This is a genomic window from Thalassiella azotivora (assembly GCF_054781695.1).
In genome coordinates, this window is record NZ_BAAGTX010000004.1 from 68,051 (window position 1) to 91,433 (window position 23,383).

Annotated in this window: 20 protein-coding genes and 2 tRNA genes; 6 read left to right on the forward strand and 16 right to left on the reverse strand. The window is 70.3% G+C overall.

Features of this window, described 5'->3' with window-relative positions; all coding sequences use genetic code 11:
* Positions 1 to 23: 23 nt before the first annotated feature.
* The 3 genes from ACYVQV_RS04085 to ACYVQV_RS04095 form a co-directional block, all read right to left on the reverse strand.
* Positions 24 to 1,160, reverse strand: a complete 1,137-nt coding sequence (locus ACYVQV_RS04085) for an aromatic acid exporter family protein (protein ID WP_461021990.1) — start codon at positions 1,158 to 1,160, stop codon at positions 24 to 26.
* 27 nt (positions 1,161 to 1,187) lie between these two features.
* The gene (locus ACYVQV_RS04090; protein ID WP_461021991.1) at positions 1,188 to 1,643 is read right to left on the reverse strand and encodes an SRPBCC family protein; all 456 of its coding nucleotides are present in this window, start codon (positions 1,641 to 1,643) and stop codon (positions 1,188 to 1,190) included.
* Positions 1,644 to 1,751: 108 nt separating this feature from the next.
* On the reverse strand, positions 1,752 to 2,192 hold the full coding sequence (locus ACYVQV_RS04095) for a dihydrofolate reductase family protein (RefSeq protein WP_461021992.1): 441 nt from the start codon (positions 2,190 to 2,192) through the stop codon (positions 1,752 to 1,754).
* Between the two features lie 705 nt (positions 2,193 to 2,897).
* On the opposite strand from ACYVQV_RS04095, the gene ACYVQV_RS04100 reads away from it, so the two are divergent.
* Both ACYVQV_RS04100 and ACYVQV_RS04105 read left to right on the forward strand, forming a co-directional pair.
* Positions 2,898 to 4,244, forward strand: coding sequence for a DNA cytosine methyltransferase (locus ACYVQV_RS04100; RefSeq protein ID WP_461021993.1), 1,347 nt, complete (start codon positions 2,898 to 2,900; stop codon positions 4,242 to 4,244).
* 3 nt (positions 4,245 to 4,247) lie between these two features.
* On the forward strand, positions 4,248 to 4,676 hold the full coding sequence (locus tag ACYVQV_RS04105) for a very short patch repair endonuclease (RefSeq protein ID WP_461021994.1): 429 nt from the start codon (positions 4,248 to 4,250) through the stop codon (positions 4,674 to 4,676).
* 9 nt (positions 4,677 to 4,685) lie between these two features.
* On the opposite strand, the gene ACYVQV_RS04110 is transcribed toward ACYVQV_RS04105, so the two are convergent.
* On the reverse strand, positions 4,686 to 5,438 hold the full coding sequence (locus ACYVQV_RS04110) for a hypothetical protein (protein ID WP_461021995.1): 753 nt from the start codon (positions 5,436 to 5,438) through the stop codon (positions 4,686 to 4,688).
* A gap of 183 nt (positions 5,439 to 5,621) precedes the next feature.
* On the opposite strand from ACYVQV_RS04110, the gene ACYVQV_RS04115 reads away from it, so the two are divergent.
* The 3 genes from ACYVQV_RS04115 (at position 5,622) to ACYVQV_RS04125 (ending at position 9,925) form a co-directional block, all read left to right on the forward strand.
* Positions 5,622 to 6,911: a protein NO VEIN domain-containing protein gene (locus ACYVQV_RS04115; protein WP_461021996.1), complete on the forward strand. Its 1,290-nt coding sequence runs from the start codon at positions 5,622 to 5,624 to the stop codon at positions 6,909 to 6,911.
* 1,014 nt (positions 6,912 to 7,925) lie between these two features.
* On the forward strand, positions 7,926 to 8,312 hold the full coding sequence (locus ACYVQV_RS04120; RefSeq protein ID WP_461021997.1) for a hypothetical protein: 387 nt from the start codon (positions 7,926 to 7,928) through the stop codon (positions 8,310 to 8,312).
* 476 nt (positions 8,313 to 8,788) lie between these two features.
* The gene (locus ACYVQV_RS04125; RefSeq protein ID WP_461021998.1) at positions 8,789 to 9,925 is read left to right on the forward strand and encodes a YaaC family protein; all 1,137 of its coding nucleotides are present in this window, start codon (positions 8,789 to 8,791) and stop codon (positions 9,923 to 9,925) included.
* Between the two features lie 593 nt (positions 9,926 to 10,518).
* Here the strand turns inward: ACYVQV_RS04125 and ACYVQV_RS04130 are convergent.
* Positions 10,519 to 10,989 (reverse strand): NUDIX hydrolase, encoded by a 471-nt coding sequence (locus tag ACYVQV_RS04130; protein ID WP_461021999.1) that lies wholly within the window; start codon positions 10,987 to 10,989, stop codon positions 10,519 to 10,521.
* A gap of 71 nt (positions 10,990 to 11,060) precedes the next feature.
* On the opposite strand from ACYVQV_RS04130, the gene ACYVQV_RS04135 reads away from it, so the two are divergent.
* Positions 11,061 to 11,513: a site-specific integrase gene (locus ACYVQV_RS04135; protein ID WP_461022000.1), complete on the forward strand. Its 453-nt coding sequence runs from the start codon at positions 11,061 to 11,063 to the stop codon at positions 11,511 to 11,513.
* A 79-nt stretch (positions 11,514 to 11,592) separates the two neighbouring features.
* Here ACYVQV_RS04135 and ACYVQV_RS04140 read toward each other — a convergent pair.
* From ACYVQV_RS04140 to dnaN, 11 genes are all read right to left on the reverse strand, one after another.
* Positions 11,593 to 11,665: transfer RNA gene (locus ACYVQV_RS04140), tRNA-Ala, on the reverse strand.
* Positions 11,666 to 11,696: 31 nt separating this feature from the next.
* Complete coding sequence (locus tag ACYVQV_RS04145) at positions 11,697 to 11,810, reverse strand: DLW-39 family protein (protein ID WP_461022081.1); 114 nt, start codon at positions 11,808 to 11,810, stop codon at positions 11,697 to 11,699.
* 59 nt (positions 11,811 to 11,869) lie between these two features.
* A tRNA-Ile gene (locus ACYVQV_RS04150) sits at positions 11,870 to 11,943 on the reverse strand.
* Between the two features lie 84 nt (positions 11,944 to 12,027).
* Positions 12,028 to 12,696 carry a DUF3566 domain-containing protein gene (locus ACYVQV_RS04155; RefSeq protein ID WP_461022001.1) on the reverse strand — a complete coding sequence of 223 codons (669 nt, stop codon included), beginning with the start codon at positions 12,694 to 12,696 and terminating at the stop codon, positions 12,028 to 12,030.
* Positions 12,693 to 15,371: a DNA gyrase subunit A gene (gene gyrA / locus ACYVQV_RS04160; RefSeq protein WP_461022082.1), complete on the reverse strand. Its 2,679-nt coding sequence runs from the start codon at positions 15,369 to 15,371 to the stop codon at positions 12,693 to 12,695. The genes ACYVQV_RS04155 and gyrA overlap by 4 nt, the downstream gene beginning before the upstream one ends.
* A gap of 136 nt (positions 15,372 to 15,507) precedes the next feature.
* Positions 15,508 to 17,535, reverse strand: coding sequence for a DNA topoisomerase (ATP-hydrolyzing) subunit B (gyrB, locus tag ACYVQV_RS04165; protein WP_461022083.1), 2,028 nt, complete (start codon positions 17,533 to 17,535; stop codon positions 15,508 to 15,510).
* Between the two features lie 159 nt (positions 17,536 to 17,694).
* Positions 17,695 to 18,714, reverse strand: a complete 1,020-nt coding sequence (locus ACYVQV_RS04170) for a serine hydrolase domain-containing protein (RefSeq protein WP_461022002.1) — start codon at positions 18,712 to 18,714, stop codon at positions 17,695 to 17,697.
* Between the two features lie 22 nt (positions 18,715 to 18,736).
* A complete protein-coding gene (locus tag ACYVQV_RS04175; RefSeq protein ID WP_461022003.1) occupies positions 18,737 to 19,297 on the reverse strand; it encodes a DciA family protein in 561 nt (186 codons plus the stop codon).
* Complete coding sequence (recF, locus tag ACYVQV_RS04180; RefSeq protein ID WP_461022004.1) at positions 19,290 to 20,486, reverse strand: DNA replication/repair protein RecF; 1,197 nt, start codon at positions 20,484 to 20,486, stop codon at positions 19,290 to 19,292. Before recF ends, ACYVQV_RS04175 begins: the two co-directional genes overlap by 8 nt.
* 50 nt (positions 20,487 to 20,536) lie before the next feature.
* A complete protein-coding gene (gnd, locus tag ACYVQV_RS04185; protein WP_461022005.1) occupies positions 20,537 to 21,559 on the reverse strand; it encodes a phosphogluconate dehydrogenase (NAD(+)-dependent, decarboxylating) in 1,023 nt (340 codons plus the stop codon).
* 65 nt (positions 21,560 to 21,624) lie between these two features.
* Positions 21,625 to 22,758 (reverse strand): DNA polymerase III subunit beta, encoded by a 1,134-nt coding sequence (dnaN, locus tag ACYVQV_RS04190; RefSeq protein ID WP_461022084.1) that lies wholly within the window; start codon positions 22,756 to 22,758, stop codon positions 21,625 to 21,627.
* Between the last annotated feature and the right edge of the window lie 625 nt (positions 22,759 to 23,383).

Genomic DNA, 23,383 nt, shown 5'->3' on the forward strand with positions numbered 1-23,383 from the left:
CGGTGAGACCACCCGGTCGGCGGTCACGCCGGCGTGCTGCCGTCCTCGCTGCTCGTCGGCTCGGTGCTCTCTCCGAGTCGGGGGTCGACGCGGTCGAGCATCCGCATCAGGGTCGTCACCACCGACCCGGCGACGAGGGTGCCCCCGCCGCGGACCTCGGTGCTGCGCTGCTCGTCGAGCTGGTCGGTCAGCTCGGCCAGGCGCGTCCTCGCCGTCGTCACCGCGTCGCCGTCGGCCACGCCCGCGTCCACCGTCCCGAGCACCTCCGCCGCGGCATTGAGGGCCCGGCAGGTGGCGGGACGCAGGGCCGGCCCCAGGGCGACCTCGTCCTTGCCCGCGCGCTCCGTCTCGGCGAGGACCTCGACCAGGTCGAGCACGAGACCGCTGACCCGGTCGAGCTCCGTGGCCTCCGCGCGCAGGGCGCGGAACGCCGACCGGTACCGGCGGGCGCGGACGTTGGCGCGGGTGGCCTGCTCGGCCTCCGCCACGGCGGCGCGCATCCGGTTCAGGTGCGGGCTGATCCGCAGCTCGCGCCGCTGCCACTCCTCGCGGTCGGGCGGCCGGTCCCCGGCCAGCGCCTCGGCGAGCTCGGTGAGCTGGTCGGTCAGGCGGGTCCGGACGACGTCCACCGCCTCCTGCGCGGGGGCGAGAGGCAGCTGGGGCACCACGACGGTGATGGCCAGACCGACGAGCGCGCCCAGGAGCACCAGCCCCGCGTACACGCCCACGTAGAACGTCTCTCCGCCACCGATCACCAGGGTGAAGAGCGCGGCCGTCGGCACCCAGCTGGCCATCGGCCCGAGGCGCTCCCACCCGGCGGCCATCACCCCCAGGCCCACGACGACGGCGATGATGAACGGCCCGGGGACGTCGAGGAGCGCGTCGGAGGCTACGGCGATCAGGCCGCCCAGCGCGATGGACGCGACGGCCTGCACCGACTCGCGCGCCGAACCCGCGAGCGAGACCGAGGACGCCACCACGGCGCCGAGGGGTGCGTAGTACGGGTAGTCGCCGGCGGGGTCGGGCAGCAGCAGCGCGACCTGCCAGGCGATCGCCGCCGCGACCGCGACGCGCAGGGCGAGCGCCCACCGGGGGTGGCGGGAGAGCAGTGCCGGCAGCGAGGCGACGACCCCCTGCCGGCCGGATCGGGTGTCGGGCATCCGCTCATCGTGGGACGAGACGCCGTGTCACGCACGCGCTGCGGGTGGTGCCCCTCGTTCGAGGTGGTGCTTGAGACCGACCCAGTTGCGGCGTTCCCAGCGCGGGCCGACGAGGGCCAGCAGGGGCGTCAGCAGCCGGGCCGCTCCCCGGGGGCGGGTCGACCAGTCCCAGGTGAGGACCGTGCCGGCGGGTCCGGGGCGGACCGTGAGGACGCCGTCGACGTCGAGGGACCGCGACCGGACCGCGGTGACGAGCCGGTGCGGCCGGTCGTGCTCGACGAGGGTGACGTCCATGCCGGCCCGCTCCCCGCCGCCGCGGGGCCAGGCGCGGAACCGGCTGCCCGCCGTCACCGGCTCGGGGGTGAGCATCTCGGCGCGGGCGATCCGAGGGTTGTAGCGGGGCTCGTTGCGCTCGTCCGCGACGGTGTCGAACACGACCTCCGCCGGGGCGTCGATGACGACCGAGCCGGTGATGCGTGGCACGGCGACCTCCTCCGTCCACCCCCTGTGGTGTCCCCGCCATGCTCCCGCCGCGCCGCCCGTCCGGCCAGGTACGGAGGTCCCGGCCATCGGCCGGGTCCGTCGCGCGCGTCAGCGGCGGACGGCGAAGCGCAGGCTGGTGCGCCCACCGACCCGGCGGACGTCGAGCAGGTCGAGGTCGGCGTGGCGGGTCGGGTCCCGGGGCAGGAGGCGCAGGCCGTCACCGAGCAGCACGGGTGTGACGTCGAGGTGCAGCTCGTCGACCAGTCCCGCGCGCAGGAGCTGCCCGATGACGTCGGCGCCACCGACGACGTGGACGTCACGGTCCGCGGCGGCGCGACGGGCCACGTCCACGGCCCGGACGACGTCGCCGTCGACGAACGTGGTCCGCCGTCCCATGAGCACCGCCCCGGTGCGCCGGACCGGCTCCTGGAGCCAGGCGTCGTCCCGCAGGTCCGCCAGGTCCGCGTAGAGGCGGTCGATCCTGCCCTCGACGTCGGCGACGAACCCGTCCGCCGACGTGGTCATGCCCGCCACCACCGCTGCCGTCACGACGTGCCCTCCTCGCCGGTCGTCCGTCGTCCCTTGACCACTCCGACCGCGTCGCGCTCCTCGACTCATCGGTGCGCTCGCGCCGGACCGATGACTCCCCGGCCGGGCACCGGTCGGACCGGCGATCGACCCACCCTCGTCACGTGGAGGACCTCGTGTCGTTCCAGGCCTACCTCGACAACGCCGAGAAGAAGACCGGCCGCACGCCCCAGGAGATCGTCGACCTGCTCCGCCTCGACGGGATCGCCGCGCGGGAGAGCTGACACCGGGCGGTGGGCGGCCCGAAGGGACAACCCCCGCGCCACCCGGGACACGACGAACCCCTCCCGACCTCGGGAGGGGTTCGTCACGGGGTGGAGGCGAGGGGACTCGAACCCCTAACCCCCTGCTTGCAAAGCGTCGGCTGGTGGCTCGACAAGCGTCGGTGAGCACGCGTCGACGCGCAGACGCACCAGCCTTCGAGGCTGTCCGTCGGCGGGGTTGCTGTACTTCTCTGCTGTACGTGCGCTCCTTCTGTGGCCATCGTCCGACTGGGGATGTCGGTGCCGACTGCCAAGGTCTCGCCTTGCTGGCTGGTGGCAGGCCGACCCTCGCCTTCGCTGTTCGCGTCCGGGTGGGAGAGTCATGACACGCACCGGCATACCGGGCGTCGAACTCACCCGAAGGGAGCTTGACTTAGCTGACCCCTCAGCTAAGCTGACGACTATGGCGACGAGTCCACCTTCCTTCCGGTTCGTCGACCTGTTCGCCGGTATCGGCGGCTTCCATGCGGCCCTGTCCGCCTTCGGCGGTGAGTGCGTCTACGCATCCGAGATCGACGAGCGCGCCGCGGCTGTCTACGAGCGGAACTGGCACGTTCCTCCAGCGGGCGACATCGTCGAGGCTACTGAGAACCGCATGGACGTCCCGGACCACGACGTGTTGGCGGCGGGGTTCCCCTGCCAGCCCTTCTCCAAGTCGGGGCGCCAGCTCGGCATGGACGAGGCGCGCGGCACCCTGTTCTGGAACATCTGCCGGGTGCTGGAGGAGCGTGCGCCCTCGGTCGTGCTCCTGGAGAACGTGCGGAACCTCGCGGGGCCTCGCCATGACCACGAGTGGAGGGTGATCGTGAAGGCTCTCCGCCAGCTCGGTTACCGGGTGGCGTCGAAGCCCGCGGTCTTCTCGCCTCACCTTCTGGCACCTGACGCGGGGGGGCGCCCGCAGGTGCGTGAGCGGGTGTTCATCGCCGCGACGCGCGTTGACGACCCTGACGACGCGTGGGTCGACGTCCCGCCGGTGGTGTCGCCGCGGCCGGTTCTCTGGGACCCGCAGGAGTGGGACATCGAGGAGTACCTGGACTCGGACGACGACCCGGCGGCGGTGCGTGGTCGGCTGACGACCACCGAGGTTCGTTGGATCAACGCGTGGGACGACTTCGTCCAGACGCTCCGACGTGGTGGCGAGCGGCGGCTGCCGGGCTTCCCCGTGTGGGCGGACCACTTCGTGCACGAGGACGAGCTGTGGATCGAGCCGAGCGCGCCCGCCTGGAAGGCCAACTTCCTGAGGCGGAACTCGCAGCTGTACACGCGGCACCAAGACGCGATCGACGACTGGCTGGAGCGCTGGGACGGGCTGGAGGGGTTCCCGCCGTCGCGCCGCAAGCTGGAGTGGCAGGCACAGGAGGCGGAGTCGCTCTGGGACACCGTCATGCACTTCCGGCCGTCAGGGATCCGCGCCAAGCGGGCGACGTACCTGCCTGCTCTAGTGGCCATCACCCAGACGAGCATCATCGGCCCGCGTCGGCGTCGGATCACTGTGCGGGAAGCCGCGAGGCTGCAAGGCCTACCTGAGGGCTTCGACTTCGGGCAGCAGCCGGACGCGGCGTCGTTCAAGCAGCTGGGTAACGCGGTGAACGTGGGAGCGGTCCAGCACGTCTTCCGCGAGCACGTGGACCGGGACAAGGACCTGCTGGGCGACGACCACCCTGTGGTCCGGGCAGTGGAAGCGCACGCGGCGGCCGCCAGTGAAGGACTAGACATCCACAGTGGGCACGGTCTGCGCGAGGTCTCGTAACCGATGGCCGGGGCGGGCGAGGGCTGGGTAGCGACCGAGGCGGGTCGTCACCTTCGCGCACGGAAGCGGCGAGATACCGGCCCTGAGGTCGCGCTGCGACGTGCTCTGCACGCGGCCGGCGCACGGTTCCGGCTGCAGCGTCGCCTAGCACCGGGCTGCAGGCCGGACCTGGTGCTGCCTGGTAGGCGTCTCGCGGTGTTCGTGGATGGCTGCTTCTGGCACGGGTGCCCCAAGCACGGCCGGACGGACTGGCGCGGGCCTAACGCTGCGCTGTGGCGGGACAAGATGGAGCGCAACCGTGCTCGTGACCGGGCCTCAACCGAAGCCGCGCAGGAGCTCGGCTGGGTGGTGGTGCGGGTCTGGGAGTGCGAGGTGGCTCAAGACCCCAAGGCTGCGGCACATCGGGTGCTGGCCGCTGAGGCGCCGCGATGAGCGACTCGACTACCAGGGGTGTCGTGGGTCGTAGTCCGGCTCGCGGTCGGGTCGCCGGATCTCCCAGCCGAAGACGACACCGCGCCCGCCGGCTGGGTGCGTCCACGCGTCGAAACTCTCCTCCGCACGCGGGCCGCTGGTGAAGCCGCGCAAGCCCAGGATGGCGTCGGCGAACTCGATGAGGGGCCGTGTCCGGAGGGGGCCGTTGTTCCGGATGATGGTGCTGATGTTGTCGAGGACCGTCTGGGCAGTGAGCGCCGGGTGCAGGGTGCGGGCGCGGGCTACAGACGTGGCGTCGTAGTCGAACGAGTAGCCGATGACTGCGATGCGACGGGTAAAGCCATACTCCCGGAGGCGGAGAGCATCGTGAAGCATCCCGCGGTCCTTCAGGTACGGCGACAACACCTTGGCGGTGGCGAAGTCGTTGGCGCCGCCGTTGTCTCCGACAAACTGCAGCCGCTTCACCTCGATACCCCACTCATACTCGCCCTCGGTGGTCCCAGTGGTGTCGATGACGTGATCGAGCTTGGCGGTGGCGGGTAGCAGCGGGTAGCGGACCTTCGTCGCGCGATGACTCCGCTCGCCAGGGTGCAGGAGCTCCCAGGCCTCATCGATGGCTTCCACCGCAGGCTCCTCGCTGAGGGCCTTGAACCCGGGCAGGTATGCACGCCCGGTTCGCGCGTTCACCCCAGTCGCCTGGCTCCCCGGGTCCACCTGCTCGATTGAGCGGGCGTAACGTTCGACGACTTGCTGCAGCTCCATCAGACCCGCCTATGGAGTGCTGCCTGCATCGGGCACGTCTCGAGCACGGACACGACCGTACAGCGGGGCGGCTGCCGGCGAACGACCCTGACCCTCCCCGTCGCGTGCCAGTCACTACCCCGTTCGGAGCATCCGCTGTCCGACTTCCTCCTAGTTCACCGGTTGCCGGGCAGACTCAGCACAGTGAGTCAGGACGCCGCTCCCTCGAAAATCCTCGGCGCGAAGGTCGCGAAGCCCACCAAGGGACAGTTGGCCGCGGGCATCGCCGCCGCCCTCGGCCTTGATAATCCGCCGGTTTCCAGCGGCGCGTCCGTGGATAGCACCTTCCTGGACCGAGTCCACAAGGTGCTGACCGATGACGGGTCAACCGCCGCGGACGCCTACCGGAAGGCTGAGCGTGTCCTGCAAGACCTCGGCCTGACATACGACCCGTTCTGGGATACCAGCGAGTCGGCGGAGAAGGGTGGCTCGACGGTCACGAACCGTGCGTACTCGCGGATGCGCGCAGCCATCACGAGGACGCCCCGGTGCTTCCTCCTCAACGTCAGTGACGCTGAGGTCGGTGCCCGTTGGGAGACTGACCACCACCTGCGGTACCGGTACGACTCAACGGTCACAGCGCACCGCCCGCTGAACGACGCTGGTCCGGGGTCGCGGGTCATCTACTACTCGACGAGCAAGTCGAGGCAGCATCCCAAGCACTTCGTCGCTCATGCCGAGGTCTCCTACATCGGTCCCGGGTGGACTGGGCCGTGGGAAGCCACCATCGCCAACTACTCGGAGTTCACTCGGCCTGTCCCTGGCGAAGAGCTGGAGATGCCTGGCTGGAACCACCAACACGCGATCACCGAGATCACCTACGAGACCTACTCGGCGATCCTGCGAGCAGCGGCCGCTGCTCCCCTTGTCGAGGCTGCAAGTGATCACGATCCCGGCGGCGACGTGGTCGCAGCCCGCGTCATCGACGAACTCCCGATGCCTGAGGTGGCTCCGCTACTCGTCGTGCCGCCAGTTCTCCCCAGCGGCCCCCTCACGCCCCCGCCCGCCGCGATCCCCAACTACACCGAAGGACCGCCCGGCACGAGCGTGTTCAACTCGGACCTGCCGCCTTCCGGGAGCAACTCACGTCGCAACAAACTGGCAGAGACGCGAGGGATTTCGCTCGCACAGCTCGCCCTGGAGGCCGATGGTTGGGCCTTGAAACGGGACTGTCAGCGGGATGGCGTCGGCTTCGACCTGTTGTTCGCGAAGGCAGACCGCGAGTTGCATGTAGAGGTAAAGGGCGTGATGGCCTCGAAGCTGGCGTTCAATCTCACGCCTAAGGAGAGCTGGCGCGTCGAGTGGGACAATCACTTCGTCGTCGTCGCCGTGACCAACGTCTTGTCCCCTACGGCGTTCCGACTCCACCTGCTGACGCGTGCCGAACTCATCAGAGCAAGGCGCGTCATTACCGGCTATAGGCTGAACTTCTAACTCACGGTTGCTGAGGAAGAATGCCCGGCCCGAGTTAGACACCCACTACGCGCGTGATCGTGCGCGAAGGGTTGCCCTTAGGTCTGCCGGCCGGTTGAGCAGGTCTATGAGCCAGAGCCACGCAACGAATCCGATATCATGCGGCACGGATCCAGAATGTGACTTAAGGAGAGAGGTCACCTGGGTTCGTGTCTTTGGCTCCCCGCCATGCCCATGTGTCGCGTTCCGAAGGAGGCGCATGTACATGCCGGTAGCCCGGTCGCGAGTGATGGGCTCGGTTGCCCCGTCGTGGCGGGGCAGCTGAATCGGCCCAGTACCTGCCCCGAAGCCGGCGTCCACGGCCCGTAGGGCACTGAGTCCCCTCTCGGCAGTTGGCAGCAGGACCTCTGCGGCGGGAGTGGGCAGCGCGGCGCGGAGGTTGACCAGGGTCTTCGCCGCCAGGCTCGGCTTGGTAAGTGTCTCAACATTTCGTCCGGTGAGCCACTGGAGCGTGTCGAGTGCGGAAAAGAAAAGCACCCGTCGTGCATGGACGTCACGGTGTGTGGCTTGGATGGAGGACACCCGTCGGAGCAATTGTTCCACGGTGAGCATCGCGTGGAGATGCGCCGATGGATTGTACTTGCCGTCACTCGTTGAGAACACTGTCACGTCGGTGAGCACACTGAACATCCGATCGAGAGCGATCACCCACCAACGCAGAGCAGCTCCAGGGGCTTCCGCACCCAGGCTGGGGGTTGGGGTTACTGATGTCGCGGACTGTGTCGGTAGCAGTTGAAGCGGCTCTGACGCCTCACCAGAGGCACCGGCGATGGGCGTTCCTAGTGAGTAGATGATGGCGCCCGACTCACGGAACGTGGCAATAGCCCAAATGAAAGGGGACAGCGCTCCTAGGAGCGGGCCCATGTAGGCGTCAAGTAGATAATGCCCATCCAGCAAGCCGTCTGACGTCGGAAATGCCGGCCCTCCGCCTACGTGCCGCGCGTAGGACTCACGGCCGGTAGGATCGTCCTCTAGGTGGAGCGACACCTGTGCCAACTTCATTCGCAGAGACACGGCGTGTTTGCGGGTTACAAAATGCACGCCAGCATCCGCGAACGGGCGGCCAGAAGCGTCCTCGATGAAACGAGTCCGACGAAGCGCATCCCATTGAGCCTCGGCAAGCGCCGCTACATCTGTGGTCGGCGCTACGAGCAGGGCAAGTTGGGCCTGCGACAGGCTGGTGGCGATATCTCCATCCGCCGGCTTAGCCGCAAGGCGACGTGCCAACAACGCGGGATCCACGTGCTGACGAACGGGGGTCGTCTCGGTCCTTGCGGCACTGTCCAAGAGGCCGAAGTCACGCGTTGCGCGCTCGGGGCCGGCCACATGGTGAACATCGATGAGGGTGTTCGCACGCTGTAGGTAGGCCTCCTCTGGCTGCACGTCCCACTCACCGTCACCGCGGTTCCAAGTCTTCAGTGAAGCGGCGCGCAGGAGCGCCTCGGGGTCCCCGCCCCCTGCCCAGTCAGGAAGCGTGATGCGCACTCGCTTCACGACCTGGTCCTTCCTCGTGTGGCCGGGATCTTGAGTTGCCTCTGCCTTCCAATCTCGCACCGTAGCGTTCGACCGTTGTGCCTGGTGGTGATACAGAGTCCAGGGACCGGAAGTGACGTCCGGTCAGCCGCCTCGTCGAGTCTGTCCGTGGGGAACGGGGGCGGCGTCGTGCGTGGGCGCTATCAACCCTGCGCGCCGCTCGGGGCAGCGCGCGTGGCGCGAAGCGCCAAAGCGCGGGGTGTCTGCCTCGAGCGCAGCGCGGAGCGCGGCGCAGCCGCGACCCCTTGATCCCATAGAGGTCACTTCGGCACCCGTTCGCTGCCGGCGTCTGGCACATTGAGGTCATGTCCTTAGCACCCGCCCGCCAGGGGGAACGCCTTCGGATATTGGGGGCGCGGCCTGACTTCGCGTTCAACATGATGCGGCGAGACACCAAACGCCGCTGGGCACTGCACCACATGTTGTACGCGGCGGATCCCTGGGCAGTCATCCACGGAGCTGTCTCGGCGCATATGCAGGCGTCATCACCGAGCGATCGTGAGCAAGCGAAGTCCTTCGTGCGGCAGGCTCAGGAATACTATCGTGCGGCAGCGAGAGCGCATACATTCGAGCCACAGCCCCTGCTCTACTACTACTCGTTCATGAACTTAGCCAAAGCGCTAGCTGCCAGCCGTGGCCGATCGATAACAAGCCGGACGTTTCATGGCATCAGTCCCGTGGGTTTGCCGCACGGGGTCGGGCATCATTCCCCAGCGACCAGTTCGATCGCGTTCAAGTCTTCCTACCCCAATGGGGATTCGGTGGTGGACGAAGTACATAACGCCTTGCATGGGGCAGGCGTACTGGCCACTCAGCACCCGGTTCGCGCGCTGATGGGCCAAAGCGTCGTAGGGCATCGCATGTGGCTGAACGCCGAGGGACTGAAGCGTGAGCGGTTCATACCTGTAGAGGCGGTCCGCATCCTAGAGGATCGACGCCGAAGCCAGCTGTGGTCGACGCTGTACGTCAAGCGTGAAGCTTTGACGACCCGAAGGCGATCGCTTAAGGCGACGGTGACGGATTCCGGTCTCGGCGTATCCCATGAGGGTGTTGCAGAGCCGCATGACGCCAGCTTGTACGGGATTCAGCAAGCGGCCCCAGTGGTCTATTCGCATAGGGCGGCGGATGTAGTGATGGATGTCGTCGCCCCACTGAGAGACGTCCTTTGGCAGACCGTGACGTCACAGCCACCCTACCGACGGTACTATCTGTACCTTGCACCTGCGGGTGAGACCCGCCTGCCGCAGTGGCTGAGCATTTATAGTCTGATGTTCTGGTTGGGAAGTCTGTCGCGCTATCAGCCGCTGGACTTGCTAAGCGCCTTCAACGGTGGTCACGGACCATTCCTTCGTGAGTTCTTGGAAACCCAGCCGCAACAGTTACTATACTTCATGGCTTCCGAGTTTGGGCAGCAAGATGTGGCCAAGGCCGCTGTGGTGTGAGATCGCGCAACGGGGCTTGTTCGGTGACAGGCCAGGCTCTTTGCCCTTATGTTCGACCCCTACAGATGACTCAGTGGAATGCGGTTGGCGCTAGGGTCCTCGCGCGTCGTGTTCTGACTGGCCGTCGCTGGCTTCACGTAAGCAAAGTGGGAGCGCGAGCTGAAACCCTGGCCGCTCTCCGCCTTGTCAGTGAGCCAGTCGTATGTGCGGCATGGTTGCATGATGTGGGGTATGGGGATGGCATACGATCCACCGGATTTCATCCTTTGGACGCAGCTGCGTATTTGTTTCTGCTCGGTGCCCCTGCGGAGGTGGTGTCATTGGTGGCCTACCATTCCGGGGCGATATTCGAAGCGCGTGAGCGGGGTCTTGATGCTGCCCTGCTCCAGTTTGAGGAGCCCGAGCGACCGAATCTAGATCTACTGACGTTTCTTGACATGACGACGGGGCCGTCGGGGGAAGTCACCTCCGAGCGTGACCGCATCGACGACATACTCCGCCGATACGGTCCCACGGATCCGGTTAACCGTGCGGTCAGCAAGGGTGAAGCGCACCTGCTAGCGGCGTGTGGGCGCGCACGCGCAACGCTTGGGTTACCCGATGTAGGGGTGGTCCCGCCGATCTAGGTAGTGCTGCAGCCTGAGGCGCATCGACGGGTGCATGTCGAGCTGCCGGGTAGCGCCCGGCTGGACCCAACGAACCTCACGGCTCTCGCTGCTCCTGGTGGACTCACCACCCAGCAATTGGGCAGCAAAGCAGATCGAGAACTGCTGGCGGACTTCGCCGTCGTCGTAGGCCATGCGGTGGTTGGGGTTGGTGTAGGTGCCGACGATGCCGGTGACTTCGACGTCGTAGCCGGTCTCTTCCTTGACCTCGCGGATGACGGTGTCGCGGATGGATTCGCCGGGTTCGTGGCCGCCGCCGGGGAGGGCCCAGAGGTTGTTGTCGGTCTTGTGGATGAGCAGGATGCGGCCCTGGTCGTCTTCGACGACGGCCACGACGGACGGCACCACGCTGTTGATCTCGGGGGCGTTCGGGTCGTCGATGTAGTCGATGCGTGCCACGCCTCGAACTCTAGGCGGCGGTCTCGGCCTGTACAGGGGTGGCGAGGTCCCAGGTGCGCTCGAAGCCGAGCATGAAGTTGCTGAACAGCCGCGAGCTGGTCCGTCGGCAGACCAAGACGGCGTCGTCCGAGGCGTCGCTGCCGCTGCCTGGGCTCTGCATCGAGGCGCTGAGGCTGCGGAGGGCGGAGCAGGACGCCTGGCGTGAGGAGGCGGCGGAGGCGTGGGACGGTGACGGGCTCGTAGTGACCACGAGGTTCGGACGGCCGGTGGACCCGCGTAACTTCCACCGGAAGTTCAAGGAACGGGCGGGGTTGGCCGGGGTCCGGGAGATCTCCGTCCACGACACTCGGCGGACGTGCGCCTCGCTGTTGGTCGCTCTGGACGTGCACCCGCGGGTGGCGATGGCGATCCTCCGCCACAGCCAGATCGCCGTGACCATGAACGTCTACAGCGAGGCGCCGTCGCAGGAGACGCAGCGGGCGCTGGCCAGGCTCGGCGCCCAGTTCGGAGAGGGGGCGTCGTGAGCCCTACTGCTGTACTCCGCTGCTGTACGGGACGGTCAGAGGCCCTTCCCGGGATCCGGAAAGGGCCTCTGACCTGGGGTGGAGGCGAGGGGACTCGAACCCCTAACCCCCTGCTTGCAAAGCAGGTGCGCTACCAATTGCGCCACGCCCCCGGGCGGAACCTCGCGGTTCCGGTGGTGCGGGTCAGACCGTGTCGGTGGCCTCGGCCCACAGGTCCTGCTCGGCCTTGTCGGCCTGGTTCTTGCGCCACACGAGGAACCCGAGGGCGCCAGCGGCCAGGAGCAGGAGCTTCTTCACCAGGTCCTCCGCGTCGTCGACCACGGCCCTCCGGGAGGGACGACCGCCTGGGAAACCGGTGGGCCTAAGAGGACTTGAACCTCTGACCTCTTCCTTATCAGGGAAGCGCTCTAACCGACTGAGCTATAGGCCCGGAACCGTCGGCGCCACCGCCTGAGCGGGGAGGCTGACGACGGACGAGGGTACCGCAGGCTCACCCGGGTTCCCAAAACGCCTGTCACTCGTCGGACAGGGTGAGGTGCAGCCCTCCGACCAGGGACGTCGCGATGTTGTAGAGGAACGCGCCGAGGGTGGCGATCGCGGTCAGCAGGACGACGTCCACCACCGCGATGACGGTGGTCAGCGAGACGATCTTGCCGAAGCCGACGTAGTCGTGGATGTCGAAGGCGGGGTCGCCGAGCACCTCACCGACCACGCCGTTGACGTCACTGAAGACGCCCATCCCGTCCAGCAACGTCCACAGCACGCCGGCGGCCACGACCATCGCCACGCCGATCGCCACGGACAGCAGGAACGACAGCTTCATCACCGACCACGGGTCGACGGCGGACACCGTCAGCCGGACCCGCCGGGGGGCGCCGGGTCGCGCACCGGACGGCGCGGACGGCGGCCGTTGCGGTGCCTGGCGGGCCTCACCGCCCGGCCGGGCACCCGAGCCGGCGGCGCCGGTCGCGGGACGGTCCAGCGTGTCGGCGCCGGCCCTGCCGGGGGACGGGCTCGCGGCAGCTGACGGCGACCCCGCACCGCCCTTCTCAGCCGGCCGGACGCGTTCGATCGGCTGCGTGGCCGACCCCTGCGCTGCTGACCCCTTCGGGCCGTCACCGGGGCGGGACGAGCCCGCGCCGCGAGCGGCGACCCCGGGGGCCGCCTGATCGGACTGGCTCACGCCTCACCTCCGGTCTGCTGGTCCCTCGACGGTACGCCATCCGCGGTGCCGTCGTCGTCCGGCGCGACGGCGTCCTGAGCACCCTGGGTGCCACCGTCCACACGGTCAGCAGCAGGAGCACCCTGGTCATCCACAGCATCCACAGGGCTGTCCACAGGTGGGTCCACCGGGCTGTCCACAGCCCCGACCTCCTCCTCGACCGCCCGCTCGGTGTTGCGTGCCACCGCGATGATCGAGTCACCGCGGTCCGGCGTGGCGAACCGCACGCCCTGGCTGTCGCGACCCGTCAGCCGCACCTCGTCGGCGCGCGAGCGCACGACCTTGCCCTTCTCCATCACGACGAGCACCTCGTCGTCCGGCCCCACGAGCAGGGCGCCGACGAGGTCCCCGCCCTTCTCGGAGCGCTTCGCCACCTTGATGCCGAGACCGCCGCGACCCTGCACCCGGTACTCGGCGACGCGCGTGCGCTTGGCCAGGCCGTTCTCGAAGACGACGAACACGTCGTGCGGGACGACGTCCGCCGCCTCGCCCTCCGTCTCACCCTCCGACGCCTTGACCTCCGCGATCGGGACGACGTCCATCGCGAGCAGCTCGTCGTCGTCCCGGAACTTCATGCCCGTGACCCCGGACGTCGCCCGGCCCATCGGCCGCAGCGCCTCGTCGGTGGCGGTGAAGCGCACCGACTGGCCCTTGCGGGAGACCAGCAGCAGGTCGTCGCGGGAGTCCAGCAGCCGCGCGGACACCAGCTCGTCGCGGACGGGCCCGCCGCCCTCCTGGTCGGTCTCGCGCAGGTTGACCGCGATCAGGCCGCCCGACCGGTTCGAGTCGTACTCCGTCAGCCGCGTCTTCTTCACCAGGCCGCGGCGGGTCGCCAGCACCAGGTACGGGGCCTGCTCGTAGTCGCGCAGGTCGAGCACCTGCGCGATCCGCTCGTCCGGCTGGAACGCCATGAGGTTCGCGACGTGCTGCCCCTTGGAGTCCCGACCACCCTCCGGCAGCTCGTACGCCTTCGCCCGGTACACCCGGCCGAGGTTCGTGAAGAACAGCAGCCAGTGGTGGGTCGTCGTGGTGAAGAAGTGCTCCACCACGTCGTCCCCGCGCAGCTGCGCACCCCGCACGCCCTTGCCGCCGCGGCGCTGCGAGCGGTACTGGTCGACCCGGGTCCGCTTGGCGTAGCCACCACGGGTGATCGTGATGACGACGTCCTCCTCGGGGATCAGGTCCTCCATCGACACGTCGCCGTCGAAGGGGATGACCCGGGTGCGGCGGTCGTCGCCGTACTTGTCGGTGATCTCCGCGAGCTCGTCGCTGACGATCTGCCGCTGCCGCTCCGGCGAGGCGAGGATCGACTCGTAGTCGGCGATCTTCGCCTCGAGCGCCGCGTGCTCCTCGGTGAGCTTCTGCCGCTCCAGGGCCGCGAGCCGGCGCAGCTGCATGTCGAGGATGGCGCTGGCCTGCACCTCGTCGATGTCGAGCAGCTCCATCAGACCGGTGCGCGCGTCGTCGACGGTGGCGCTCGCGCGGATCAGCGCGATCACCTCGTCGAGCGCGTCGAGGGCCTTGAGCAGCGCGACGACGATGTGCATCCGCTCCTGCGCCTCGCGCAGCAGGTAGCGGGTGCGCCGGACGACGACCTCGATCTGGTGGTCGACCCAGTGCCGGACGAACGAGTCCAGGCTCAGCGTCCGCGGGACGCCGTCCACCAGCGCGAGCATGTTCGCGCCGAACGTGTACTGCAGCTGGGTGTGCTTGTAGAGGTTGTTGAGGACGACCTTCGCGACGGCGTCGCGCTTGAGCACGATGACGAGCCGCTGGCCGGTGCGACCGGACGTCTCGTCCCGGATGTCGGCGATGCCGGCCAGCCGGCCGTCGCGGACGAGCTGGGCGATCGTCTGCGCGAGGTTGTCGGGGTTGACCTGGTACGGCAGCTCGGTGACGACGAGGCAGGTCCGGTTCTGGATCTCCTCGACCTCGACGACCGAGCGCATCGTGATCGACCCGCGGCCGGTGCGGTACGCGTCCTCGATGCCGCGCCGGCCCATGATCAACGCGCCAGTCGGGAAGTCCGGGCCCTGGACCCGGGCCATCAGCGCCTCGAGCAGCTCCTCCTTGGACGCCTCCGGGTTCTCCAGGAACCACTGGACGCCGGCGGTCACCTCGCGCAGGTTGTGCGGCGGGATGTTCGTGGCCATCCCGACCGCGATGCCGGCCGAGCCGTTGACCAGCAGGTTCGGGAACCTCGACGGCAGGACCGACGGCTCCTGGGTGCGGCCGTCGTAGTTGTCCTGGAAGTCGACGGTGTCCTTGTCGATGTCGCGGACCATCTCCATGGCCAGCGGCGCCATCTTGCACTCGGTGTACCGCGGGGCGGCCGCGGGGTCGTTGCCCGGCGACCCGAAGTTGCCCTGGCCGGCGACCAGCGGGTACCGCATCGACCAGTCCTGCACGAGCCGCACCAGCGCGTCGTAGATCGCCGTGTCACCGTGAGGGTGGTACTGGCCCATGACGTCGCCGACGACGCGCGAGCACTTCGAGAAGCTGCGGTCCGGCCGGTACCCGCCGTCGTACATCGCGTACAGCACGCGCCGGTGCACCGGCTTGAGCCCGTCGCGGACGTCGGGCAGCGCGCGGCCGACGATGACGCTCATCGCGTAGTCGAGGTACGACCGCTGCATCTCCAGCTGCAGGTCGACCTGCTCGATCCGGTCGGTCTCGACGGGCGGTTGCTCGGTCACGAGGACTTCCTTCGTCGTGCGGGTCGGTCACGGACGGCGTGCGGTGACCGGGGGACGGGCGGGCGGGGGTGCGACCTCAGATGTCGAGGAACCGCACGTCCTTGGCGTTGCGCTGGATGAACGCGCGCCGGGACTCGACGTCCTCACCCATGAGGATCGAGAAGATCTCGTCGGCGGCGGCCGCCTGGTCGATGGTCACCTGCTTGAGGGTGCGGTGCTCCGGGTCCATGGTCGTGTCCCACAGCTCGGAGTAGTCCATCTCGCCCAGGCCCTTGTAGCGCTGGATGGCGTTGTCCTTCGGCAGCCGCTTGCCGTTCGCGCGGCCGTCGGCCAGGACGGCGTCCCGCTCGCGGTCGGAGTACACGTAGTCGTGCGGCGCGTTGGACCACTTGATCCGGTACAGCGGGGGAGCGGCCAGGTACACGTACCCGCCCTCGATGAGCGGCTGCATGTAGCGGAACAGCAGGGTCAGCAGCAGCGTGCAGATGTGCTGGCCGTCGACGTCGGCGTCGGCCATCAGCACGATCTTGTGGTACCGCAGCTTGCTGATGTCGAAGTCCTCGCCGATGCCGGTGCCGAACGCCGTGATGAGCGCCTGCACCTCCTGGTTGCCCAGGGCCTTGTCGATCCGCGCCTTCTCGACGTTGAGGATCTTGCCGCGGATCGGCAGGATCGCCTGCGTCTCGGGGTTGCGGCCGCGGACGGCGGAACCACCCGCGGAGTCGCCCTCGACGATGAACACCTCGCAGCGCGACGGGTCGTTGCTCTGGCAGTCCCGCAGCTTGCCGGGCATGCCGCCGGACTCCAGCAGGCCCTTGCGCCGGGTCGCCTCGCGCGCCTTGCGCGCCGCCATCCGCGCCGCCGCCGACTGGATCGACTTGCGGACGACGTCCCGCGCCTCGTTCGGGTGCCGGTCCAGCCAGTCCGCGAGCTGGTCGGTGACGACCCGCTGCACGAACGCCTTCGCCTCGGTGTTGCCGAGCTTCGTCTTGGTCTGCCCCTCGAACTGCGGCTCGCCGAGCTTGATGGAGACGACGGCGGTCAGCCCCTCCCGGATGTCCTCCCCGGTGAGGTTGTCGTCCTTCTCCTTGAGCAGGCCCTTCTCGCGCGCGTACCGGTTGACCAGCGAGGTCATCGCCGCGCGGAAGCCCTCCTCGTGGGTGCCGCCCTCGTGGGTGTTGATCGTGTTCGCGTAGGTGTGCACGGACTCGGAGTAGGCCGTCGTCCACTGCATCGCGAGCTCGACCGACAGCCGGCGCTCGGTGTCCTCGGCCTCGAAGGCGATGACCTCCGGGTGGATGACGTCGCTCTTCTTCGAGGAGTTCAGGTGCGCCACGTAGTCGACGAGGCCGCCGTCGTAGCGGTAGGTGACCGTGCGCGCCTTCGGCGTCTCGTCGGTCGCCTCCTCGGCCTCCTCGCCGGTGTCGAGGTGCTCGGGGCGCTCGTCGGTGAGCCGGATCGTCAGGCCCTTGTTGAGGAAGGCCATCTGCTGGAAGCGCGTGCGCAGCGTCTCGAAGTCGTACTCGGTCGTCTCGAACACGTCGTCGCTCGCCCAGAAGGTGACCGTCGTGCCGGTCTCGTCCGTGGCGCCGACCTTGTCGAGCGGGGCGTCGGGGACGCCGATCGTGTAGCTCTGCTGGTACACGTGGCCGTCGCGGCGCACCTCGACCGCCAGGCGGGACGACAGCGCGTTGACGACGGAGACGCCGACACCGTGCAGGCCGCCGGACACGGCGTACCCGCTGCCCCCGAACTTGCCGCCGGCGTGCAGGACGGTCAGCACGACCTCGACCGCGGGGCGCCCCTCGCTGGCGACGACGTCCACCGGGATGCCGCGCCCGTTGTCGCGGACCCGGACGCCGCCGTCCGGCAGCAGCGTGACGTCGATGGTGTCGCAGTACCCGGCCAGGGCCTCGTCGACCGCGTTGTCGACCACCTCGTAGACGAGGTGGTGCAGACCCCGCTCGCCGGTGGAGCCGATGTACATCCCGGGACGCTTGCGGACCGCCTCGAGACCCTCGAGGACCGTGATGGCGCTCGCGTCGTACGAGGCGCCGGCGTCCGCGAGGGACGCCGCCTCCTCCGGGGCCGTGGTGGGGTCGATCTCGGCGCTCAGCTCCTGACCGCCGGGGACGGCGGGCTCCGCGGAGCGCGGGGCGGTGTTCTCGTCGGGCACGGGGTGACGACGCTCCCTCGACTGGCTGGCCGGACCGCGGTCGACGCTCCGGCGTGACTGACGGCCACCCTGAGGTGACCGTCGTGGTCAGTCTACCTCTCCGCGGCGCCTCAACGTGCTGTCTGCGGCCCTGTGGGGTGGATCTGCGCGTCGTTGGAGTGCGGGGCTGTGGCCCCCCACGCCCCCCGGGCGGTCCGGCGCCTCTCGGCGCCGCCTCGGCGCGGCCTCGGCGCCGGTCCCTCCACCGGCTCCGGGCCCGCCGGCCAGGGCACGCAGGAGCTCGAGCCCCGCCGCGTCGGTGGCCCCGTGCCCCACGCCCACGCCGTGGACGATGACCGCCACCGACCGCTGCGGCGACGCGGCCGCCACGACCGACGCGTCGCGGGTCGCCCCGTTGTGCCACCGCGCGTCGCCCGCCCGCTGCCACGCGGCGCAGGCGGGCACCGGATGCCCCCGGAGCACGGCCGACCGCGTCCACGCGAGCGCCTCGCGCGGCGTCCCCCACAGGCCGCCCGCCGGTGCCATCGCCGCCATCCGCCACGGGACGCGCGGTCGTCCCCACCGCGTGGCGCCGGCGACGGCGTCGGGCCCGGGGACGTCGGACACGCCGGTCAGGCCGACCGGCTCCAGGACGAGGCGGCGCACCGCGCCGGCCCAGCTGCCGCCGGTCGCGGCGGCGACCACGGCGCCGAGCACCGCGTAGCCGAGGTTGGAGTACTCCTCGTCGTGCCCGGGCGGGCGGACCGCCACCTGGTCGAGCCGCCCGAGCACCACCTCGAGCGCCGCGGCGTCGAACCGCGCGTACGGCTGGGTGGTGAAGGGGTGGACGCCCGGGGGCAGCCGCGGCAGGCCCGACCGGTGCTCCACCAGCAGGCGCGGGGTGATCCCCGTGCCCGGGCGCGCACCCGGGAGCACCTCCTCGAGCGGCGCGTCGGGGTCCAGGGCACCGTCGGCGGCCAGCACCTCCAGGGCCGTGGCGGTGACCGTCTTCGTCAACGACCCCCACTCGACCCGGACGTCCGGGCCGTGACCACCCTCGGCCCCGACCACCCGCACGCCGTCGCCGTCCGCGACCAGCCGCACGCTCCCGCGCCGGATCCCTCGCATTCGTGCCCCCCGTTCTGCCGACTCACCCGTAGGTGTCCCGCGGGCCCCGGCCGCCGTACGCGCTGCGCGGGCCGCGCCGCCAGCTCGGACCGCTCGGCCCACGCACGACGAGCCGCTTCACGACACCCTGCCCGAGCTCCTCGGCCAGCCGGCGCAGGACCGTCGGCGCCAGCAGCCGCATCTGGGTGGCCCACGCCGTGGAGTCGGTGCGCACGACGAGCACACCGTCCTCGAAGGAGTCCGGGGTGCAGTGGGCGGCGACCTCGTCCCCGACCACCTGCTCCCACCGGCCGATGACCCCGCCGACGGCCACCGGGGTGGTCCAGCCGCGCTCCGCGACCAGGCGCTCGACGACCGACGCGAACGGCTGCGGGTCCCGCCCGTCGGGGCCTGCGCCGGTGCGGCGGCCGGCGACCCGGCGCCTCGGTCGCGGCGCCGGACCGGGCCGGCGTCCCGGTGCCAGCCCTTTCGCCGCCGCTGCGGCGCGCGCCCGGTTCAGCGCCGCGCGCACCGCGTCGATGCCGTCCTCGGCCGCCTCCGGCCCCTCGCCGGGCGGCTCGTCCTGGCCGCGTGCGTCAACCACGGGTCACCTCGCCGCCCTGCACCCGCACCCGGTCGCCCGCGAGCTCCGCCGGGACGTCGGCGTCCACCGCGGCGGTCAGCAGCACCTGCTCGGCGTCCCCGACGAGCGCCGCCAGCCGGGTCCGGCGGCCCGCGTCGAGCTCGGCGAACACGTCGTCCAGCACGAGGACCGGTTCGCGGTCCGCGTCGCTGCCGGACCCCTCGTCCTTCAGCAGCCGGTAGCTGGCGAGCCGCAGTGCCAGCGCGAACGACCAGGACTCGCCGTGGCTGGCGTACCCCCGGGCGGGCAGGCCACCCAGGTCGAGGAGGAGGTCGTCGCGGTGGGGGCCGACGAGGCTCGTGCCCCGTTCGACCTCCTTGGGGCGCAGCTCGAGCATCCGGGCGGCCAGGGCCTGCGCCAGCGGCTCGCGGCCCGGCAGGTCGTCGCCCGCGGCGAACGCGTCGCCGAGCTCGTCCGACACCGACGCGCGGTACCCCAGGACGGCCTCGCCCTGGGCGTCGGACACCGCGCGGTAGGCCTCCGCCACGTGGGGCGCGAGCCGGCGCAGCGTGAACAACCGGGCGGCGAGCAGCTCGGCACCCAGCCGGGACAGCTGGGTGTCCCACACGTCGAGGGTGGAGTCGACGGTCGCGCCGCCGGCCGCCGGTGCCTCGTCGCGGCGCCGCCCGCGGGCACGCTGCGGTGCGGCCTGCTTGAGCAGGGCGTTGCGCTGCCGGAGCACGCGGTCGTAGTCGGCGCGGACGCCGGCGTAGCGCGGCGAGAGCAGCACGAGCAGGTCGTCGACGAAGCGACGCCGCCCCTCCGGGTCGCCCTTGACCAGGGCGAGGTCCTCCGGCGCGAACAGCACCGTGCGCAGCGTGCCGAGCACCTCGCGCGGCCGCGGGACGGGTGAGCGGTTCAACCGGGCACGGTTCGCCCGGCCGGGGGTGATCTCCAGCTCGACCAGGGTGCTGCGGCCGTCCCGGTCGACGGCCGTGCGGACGACGGCCCGCTCGGCGCCGGCCCGGACGAGCGGGGCGTCCTGGGCGACGCGGTGGCTGGCGAGCGTCGCGACGTAGCCGACGGCCTCGACGAGGTTGGTCTTGCCCTGGCCGTTCGGGCCGACCAGGGCCGTGACGCCCGCCGCCAACGGCAGCTCGACCTGGCGCCAGCTGCGGAAGTCGGCCAGGGACAGGTGGGTGACGTGCACGGGTGGGGCGCTGTTCGCTGCGGTCGGCGGCCGGCTGTGGGGAGCCGGCGTCAGTGGGTCTCGCCGGACCCGGAGGTCGGGCCTGCCTCGTCGGCACCGGCCTCCTTGCTGACCTCCTCGGTGCCAGAGGTGGGTCCGGCCTCCGTCATGGCGTGCCCACCGAACTGGTTGCGCAGCGCCGCGACGGCCTTCATCGCGGGTGAGTCGTCCTGGCGGGAGGCGAAGCGGGCGAACAGGGCCGAGCTGATGACGGGCATCGGCACCGCGTTGGCGATGCCCTCCTCGACGGTCCAGCGACCCTCGCCGGAGTCCTCGACGTAGCCCTTGATCGCGGACAGCTCGTTGTCGCCCTCGAGCGCCTTGACCAGCAGGTCGAGCAGCCAGGAGCGGACGACGGTCCCGCGGGTCCACGCCTGGAAGCACCCGTGCGGGTCGTCGACGATGTCCTTCGCTTGCAGCAGCTCGTAGCCCTCGGCGTACGCCTGCATGAGGCCGTACTCGATGCCGTTGTGCACCATCTTCGCGTAGTGGCCGGCGCCGACGGCCCCCGCGTGGACGAACCCCTCCTCGCGCGGGCCCTCCGGACGCAGGGCGTCGAAGACGGGCATGGCGCGCTCGACCAGCTCCGCGTCGCCGCCGACCATCAGCCCGTAGCCGTTGTCCAGGCCCCACACGCCGCCGGACACGCCGCAGTCGAGGTAGCCGATGCCCTTGGCGGCGAGCTGGTCGGCGTGCTCCTGGTCGTCGGTGTAGCGCGAGTTGCCGCCCTCGATGACGAGGTCGCCCTCGTCGAGGAGGTCGGCGAGCTCGTCGACCACGCCGTGGGTGACGGGCCCGGAGGGGACCATGACCCAGACCGTGCGCGGCGCGGGGAGGGCCTGCACCATCTCGGCCATGCTCCCCACGTCGCTGACGTCCGGGTCGCGGTCGTAGCCGGTGACCTCGAGGCCGGCGCGGCGCAGGCGCTCGCGCATGTTGCCGCCCATCTTGCCGAGCCCCACGAGCCCGATGTGCATCGCTGCCTCCTCGTCGACCGAGCCTGTCCGCCTGTCCGTCCGCCTACTCGACCACACCCGGCCGGGGCGGGCACCCGCTGGGCCGGGACGCCCGGGGCCCGAGACCCCGGCGCTGACCGACGTCAGCCGGCCATCCGGACGGGCATCAGCAGGTAGCGGTAGGTGTCGTCGTCCGACCCCGCGAGCTCGGCCTGCCCGGTCAGGACCGCCGGCTTCGTCGGCTGCGTGAACGACAGCCGCACGAACGGGGTGCTCAGCGCCTGCAGCCCGTCGAGCAGGAACTGCGGGTTGAACGCGATGGAGATGGGCTCACCCTGCAGCGTGGACTCCAGCGCCTCGGAGGCCTGCGCGTCGTCGCCCTGCCCCGCCTCCAGGGTGACCTGCCCGTCGGTGAACGACAGGCGCACCGGGGTGTTGCGCTCGGCGACCAGCGCGACGCGCCGGACGGCCTCGACCAGCGGGCCCGTCTCGACGACCGCGTGGACCGGGGACTCCGCGGGGAAGAGCGACCGGACCTTGGGGTACTCGCCGTCCACGAGCAGCGACGTCGTGCGCCGGCCGCCGGCCTCGAACCCGATGAGCTCCTGCCCGCCGTCGGACGACAGCGCCACGGTGACGTCCGAGGACGCGCCGCCGAGTGCCTTCGCGACCTCGGACAGCGTGCGGGCGCGCACGAGGGCGACCGCCGACGTCCCCGGCGTCGCCGGGCGCCACGGGATCTCGCGCATGGCCAGCCGGTAGCGGTCCGTCGCCAGCAGGGTCACGCGGTCGTCCTCGATCTCCATCCGGACGCCGGTGAGGATCGGGAGCGTCTCGTCGCGGCTGGCGGCTGCGGTGACCTGGGCGACGGCGGAGGTGAAGACGTCCCCCGCGATCGAGCCCGCGACGTCCGGCATCTGCGGCAGCGACGGGTACTCGTCGACGGGCATCGTCAGCAGGCTGAAGCGGGAGGCGCCGCAGGTGACGCTGATCTTCGACCCGTCCTGCGCGACCTCGACGGGCTTGGCGGGCAGGCTGCGGGAGATGTCCGCGAGCAGGCGGCCGCTGACGAGCGCGGTGCCCGGTTCGTCGACCTCGGCGGGCACCTCGACGCGGGCGGAGACCTCGTAGTCGAAGCCGGAGAGCACCAGGGACCCCTGGGCGTCCGCCTCGAGCAGGAGGCCGGCCAGCACGGGGACCGGGGGACGGCTGGGCAGCGAGCGCGCCGTCCAGGTCACCGCCTCGGCGAGGACGTCACGCTCCACCCGGAACTTCACGGCCACCGACCCCTTCCGCGGTCCGCGCGCGGAGCGGACACGAGCAGCTGAACGACATTCCTGCGAGCGCTGACAGTACGGCAGAGGAGCGACAGCGGTGAACCGGGTGCACACGGCTGGTCACGGGTCGGCTCGCTGCTCCGTGCGGTGCGGTCGATCGTCCCCAGATCGACGCCCCTGTGGATGTTCGCGGGTGATCGCCCTTCCTGGAAGACAGGACAGAGGTGTTCGTAGCGGCTGTGGATCCTGTGGACGGAGCACCGGGGAGCGCACGTCGTCGCAGGTCGGGTGGGAGGTCGCGTCGCGGCGGGGCGTGTGGACGGTCTGTTGACGGCGGGCCCGGTCGCTGGGGACGGGTGTGGACGACGGCTCGCGTCCCCGCCGCCGTCCCGCGCCGTCCACCGCTCGTCCACCGGCTGCCAACAGGTCGGTCCACAGATCCACAGAGTTGTCCACAGCCTGTGTGGAACCTCTTGACGCGCGCGGCAGATCTATGGGATTGGCACTCGCCGTGTTCGAGTGATGGCATTGCGTGATCAGTAGGCGACGCGGGGCCCGGGATGCAGCGACGCCCCCGTCCGTGTGGACGAGGGCGTCGTGGACGGGAGCGCGCGCTCCCCGTCGG